Raw genomic sequence first — 4,794 nt, forward strand, 5'->3', positions numbered from 1 at the left:
GGCACGTCGAGGTCGAGGCCGATCCTTTAAGCGTCCCGGCCGGTCTGCTGGGCATGGATACGGACCTGGCGTCGGCCGCACTCGAACAAGCGCGTGACACATTCCGTGAGGGTTGTGTACATGCTCATCGTGAACTCGCGCCGACCCAGGATTGCCGCTTCTACAACCGCCTCCTCGACGTGCCGATCCGCCGGGGCGGCGCACTGCTGCCCGACGTCCAGGACCATCTGGCGGAGTGCCGTTACTGCCGCAACGCGGCCGAACAGCTGAGCCATTTCGAGGGCGGTCTTGGCCCGCTGATCGCCGAAGCGGTCCTCGGCTGGGGCGCCCGCCGCTACCTGGACTCCCGCCCGGGCCGGTCCTCGCACGGCACGCGGGGCTCCCGCGCGGGCCGGCGCGGCGACGGGCGGCCCGGGGGCGGACGCCACCGCCTGCTGTCCCGGATCCCCGTGCGGGTCCGCCGGGTTCAGGGCGTGCGCATCCCGGACGCGCTGCGCTCCTCACGGGCGCTGCTCTCGGGCGTCGGCGCCGTGTCGGCCGGGGTGCTCGCGACCGTGCTCATCATCAGCGCGTCCTCCTACGACGGCGGCCAGGCCGACCCGGCCGGCTCCAACAGCGCCGCCGGCGGCAACGGCGCCGGGTCCGTGACCCCGCCCGACACGGCCGGGCTGCCCACGGCACCGGGCGTGACACGGCTGCGCAACGCCGGCGCCGACCTGTGCCTCGACGTCCGGGACCTGCCGAAGGAGGGCTCGGGGACCGAGCTGGCGGAGTGCTCGGCGGTATGGACCCAGCAGTGGACGTACGAGAACGACGGACTGCTGCGCAGCGTGGCCGATCCGGGCCTGTGCCTGGACTCGCACAAGGACGCCGGCGTCGTCGTCCTCGGCACCTGCGCCGAGGAGGACGCCGAGCGGGCCGACGATGTGCGCTACGACCTCACCGTGCAGGGGCAGTTGCTGCCCCGCTGGGACGAGCAGCTCGCCCTCGCCGCCACCAACGACGACGCCGGGGCCGACATCGTCGTCAAGGTCCGCGACCGCTCCGACGAACAGCGCTGGCAGGCCGAGCCCGTGCCGACGACGGCGGGCTCCCTGTCGATCGAGGAGCAGAAGGGCCCGACGGCCCGGCAGGTGATCCTGCCCGACGGCCGCACGGCGTGACCACGGGCCCAGGCGCCCAGCGGGGCCGCGCGGCGCACGTGTCGCGCGGCCCCGCCGGTCAGGCCGGGTCCTCGATGAGGTCGGCCGGACCGATCGTGCCCGGCGTGGCATGGCCCGACAGGGCGAGGGTCAGGTCGAGTTCGGCCAGCAGGCAGCGGATGACGTGTTCGACGCCCGATCGGCCGTCGAGGCCCAGACCGTAGACGTACGGGCGGCCGACCAGGACGGCGCGGGCGCCGAGGGCGAGTGCCTTGAAGATGTCGTCGCCCGAGCGGACGCCGCTGTCGAAGAGGACGGTGAGCCGGTCCCCGACGGCCTCCGCGACGCGGGGCAGCGCGTCGGCCGCCGCGACGGACCCGGCCACCTGGCGCCCGCCGTGGTTGGAGACGACGACGCCGTCCATTCCCGCCGCCTCGGCCTGCCGGGCGTCGTCGGGGTGCAGGACGCCCTTGAGGACGATCGGGCCGTCCCAGTTCTCCCGCAGGAACGCCAGGTCAGGCCAGGTCTTCGCCGGGTCGGCGAACATCCCGACGAAGTGCGTCACGGCCGCGTTCGGATCCTCCTGGACCGGTTTGGCCAGACCCGCCTGGAAGGCCGGGTCCGAGAAGTAGTTGGCCGTGCCGACGCCGTGCAGGAACGGCAGATACGCCTGGTCGAGATCGCGCGGCCGCCACGCCAGCAGCGGTGTGTCCAGGGTGACGACGAGGACGCTGAACCCGGCCGCCTTGGCCCGGTTCAGGAAACTGCGGGCGACCTCCGGGTCCCTGGGCCAGTACAGCTGGAACCACCGCTCGGCGTCGCCCATCGCCTCGGCGACCTGCTCCATGGGCGTGCTCGACGCGGACGACAGGACGAAGGGCACGCCCTGCGCGGCGGCGGCCCGGGCCGCGGCGGACTCGGCGTCCGGGTGCATGATCGACAGCACGCCGACCGGGGCCAGCGCCAGCGGGGCCGGCAGGGCACGCCCCAGCACCTCGACCGACAGGTCCCGTTCGTGCACGTCCCGCAGCATGCGCGGCACGATCCGGCGACGCTCCAGGGCCGCCCGGTTGGCGCGGGCCGTGGAGCCGGTGCCCGCGCTGCCCGCCACATAGCCGACCGGACCGGGCCCGAGCCGCTGCTCGGTCAGCTCCTCCAGCCGGGTCAGATCGGTGGGCAGCCGCGGTACGGCACCCGTCATCCCGTTCAGATAGATCTCGTACTGGAAGTCCGCCCAGTGCTTGCCCACCGTACGCAGCCGCCTCTCGTCGTCTCCTCGTCGAGACCGTGCTCCACGGCAGACGATACCGAGCGGTATGCGCGGCGGCGGATCAGGGGCGGGCCCCCGCCGCGCCCAGGAGGCGGGCGAGTGCCTGCGGCTGCGAGAACATCGGCCAGTGGCCGGTGTCCAGCTCCACCAGCTCCCAGCTGTCGCTCTTGAGCAGCTCGGCCACCGCCGGCATCGGCTCGTCACCGTCCAGGAGGCACTTCACATACGTCGCCGGGAGCTCGTCCAAGGGACGGGTGAGCACGGCCGGTTCGGTGAGTGCGGGGCCCGGATGCGGCGTCGAACCGCCGAGGAACCGCGCGATCTGCTCGTCCGTCAGTCCCTGCCCCGCGCAGTCCGACGCGTCGAGCGGCGGCCAGAACCCGTCGTGCTCGGCGATCGACTGCCGTACGTGATCGCTCGGCCAGCCCGACAGGAACGACTTCCCGTCCACCGGCACGTTCGCGTCGACGAACACCACGCGCCGCAGCCGGTCCCCGATCCGCTCGGCGGCCTGCCCCACCGGTATGCCCGCGTAGCTGTGCCCCACGAGGACGACATCGCGCAGGCCGAGGCGCTCCACCTCGCCGACGATGTCCCGCACGTGCGTCTCCAGCCCGCCCGGTACGCCCTGCTTCTCGGCGAGCCCCGACAGCGTCAGCGGATGGACGTCATGCCCGGCGCCGCGCAGCTCCGCGGTCACCTCGTCCCACGCCCACGCCCCGAGCCACGCCCCCGCCACCAGTACGAAGTCGGTCATGCCGGCAACGTAGCCGAAGGGTCTGACAACGCCCCCTCGGCACCGGGCCCGGTGATCGGCGGCACCGGCACATCGACGGTCCTGGCCAGCCGCGCGCCCTCGGGCCCGTACACCGCCCGGGGTTCGGGGAACAGCCACAGCAGCGTCAGGAACAGCACCGCCGCCACGACCAGCGACACGGGCAGTCCGATGTCGACGCCGTTCGCGAGGTCGCCGAGCGGCCCGACGAACTGTCCGGGCATGTGGGTGAAGAGCACGCCGAGCAGCGCCGCCACCCACCAGGCGGTCATGCCCCGCCAGTTCCAGCCGTGCGCGAACCAGTAACGGCCGCCGCGCTGACGGCGGTTGAAGACCTGGAGCGCCTCCGGGTCGTACCAGCCGCGCCGCGTCCAGTAGCCCAGCATCATCACGACCATCCACGGTGTGGTGCAGGTGATGATCACCGTGGCGAAGGTGGAGATGGACCGCACGAGGTCGAGCCCGAACCGGCCCGCGAAGACGAATCCGATCGACAACGCGCCGACCAGCAGCGTCGCCTGGACCCGGGACAGCCTCGGGAACACCGACGAGAAGTCGAGCCCGGTCCCGTACAGCGCCGTCGTGCCCGTCGCCATGCCGCCGATCAGCGCGAGCAGGCACACCGGCAGGAAGAACCAGCCCGGTGAGATCGCGAGCAGTCCGCCCACGAAGTCGGGGGCCGCCGGATCGACGTACTGCGGCGCCTTGTCCGCGATGATGCTCGCCGTCGTCAGGCCGAACAGGAACGGCAGCAGCGTCGCGAGCTGTGACAGGAACGCGGCGCCCATCACCTTCCGGCGCGAGGTGCTCGCCGGGATGTAGCGCGACCAGTCGCCGAGGAACGCCCCGAACGAGACCGGGTTCGACAGCACGATCAGTGCCGCCCCGATGAACGACGGCCAGAACAGGGCCGTCGTCGCCGCGTCCGCCGAGTCGGTGAAGACGCCCGCGTACGAGGGGTCGAAGTCCCCCGCGAACGCCACGATGCCGAGCAGGAACAGCGCGCTCGCCGAGGTCACCGCGATCTTGTTGACGAACAGCATGAACCGGAAGCCGTAGACGCACACCCACAGGACCAGCACCGCGAACAACGCGTACGCGACGGCGTAGGACAGGCCGCTCCGGCCGAGGCCGACGAGCCGGTGGGCGCCGCCGACCAGGGCGTCGCCGGAGCTCCACACGGAGAGGGAGAAGAACGCCACGGCCGTCAGCAGGGACAGGAAGGAGCCGACCACACGGCCGTGCACACCCAGGTGCGCGGACGACGACACGGCGTTGTTGGTGCCGTTGACCGGGCCGAACACCGCCATCGGGCACAGGATCAGTGCGCCCGCGACGACCCCGAGGAGCGTCGCCGCGAGGCCCTGCAGGAAGGAGAGGCCGAACAGGATCGGGAAGGCGCCGAGGACGCAGGTGGAGAAGGTGTTGGCGCCGCCGAAGGCGAGCCGGAACAGGTCCAGCGGGGTGGCGGTGCGCTCGGCGTCGGGGATGCGGTCGACACCGTGGGTCTCGACCTCCGTCAGGGACGGGGCAGACGCGGCGGGGGAGGAGTGGTCGGCGCCCGGGGGACGTTCGGCCGGCGAGGACAAGGGGGCTCCAGCGGGGAC

General features: G+C 72.6%; 4 protein-coding genes. 1 reads left to right on the plus strand and 3 read right to left on the minus strand.

What is annotated here, in order from left to right:
- Positions 1-1,163, plus strand: a 1,163-nt coding sequence (locus CCL05_RS40720; protein WP_086565610.1) for an RICIN domain-containing protein, incomplete at its 5' end; no start/stop codon positions are given.
- Positions 1,164-1,221: 58 nt separating this feature from the next.
- Here the strand turns inward: CCL05_RS40720 and CCL05_RS40725 are convergent.
- The 3 genes from CCL05_RS40725 to CCL05_RS40735 form a co-directional block, all read right to left on the minus strand.
- Positions 1,222-2,391, minus strand: a complete 1,170-nt coding sequence (locus tag CCL05_RS40725) for a lactate 2-monooxygenase (protein WP_086565611.1) — start codon at positions 2,389-2,391, stop codon at positions 1,222-1,224.
- 82 nt (positions 2,392-2,473) lie between these two features.
- Positions 2,474-3,169 (minus strand): alpha/beta fold hydrolase, encoded by a 696-nt coding sequence (locus tag CCL05_RS40730; RefSeq protein WP_086565612.1) that lies wholly within the window; start codon positions 3,167-3,169, stop codon positions 2,474-2,476.
- The gene (locus CCL05_RS40735; protein WP_086565613.1) at positions 3,166-4,776 is read right to left on the minus strand and encodes a purine-cytosine permease family protein; all 1,611 of its coding nucleotides are present in this window, start codon (positions 4,774-4,776) and stop codon (positions 3,166-3,168) included. Before CCL05_RS40735 ends, CCL05_RS40730 begins: the two co-directional genes overlap by 4 nt.
- Positions 4,777-4,794 lie beyond the last annotated feature (18 nt).

The organism is Streptomyces africanus (genome assembly GCF_002150735.1).
Classification (GTDB): Bacteria; Actinomycetota; Actinomycetes; order Streptomycetales; family Streptomycetaceae; genus Streptomyces; species Streptomyces africanus.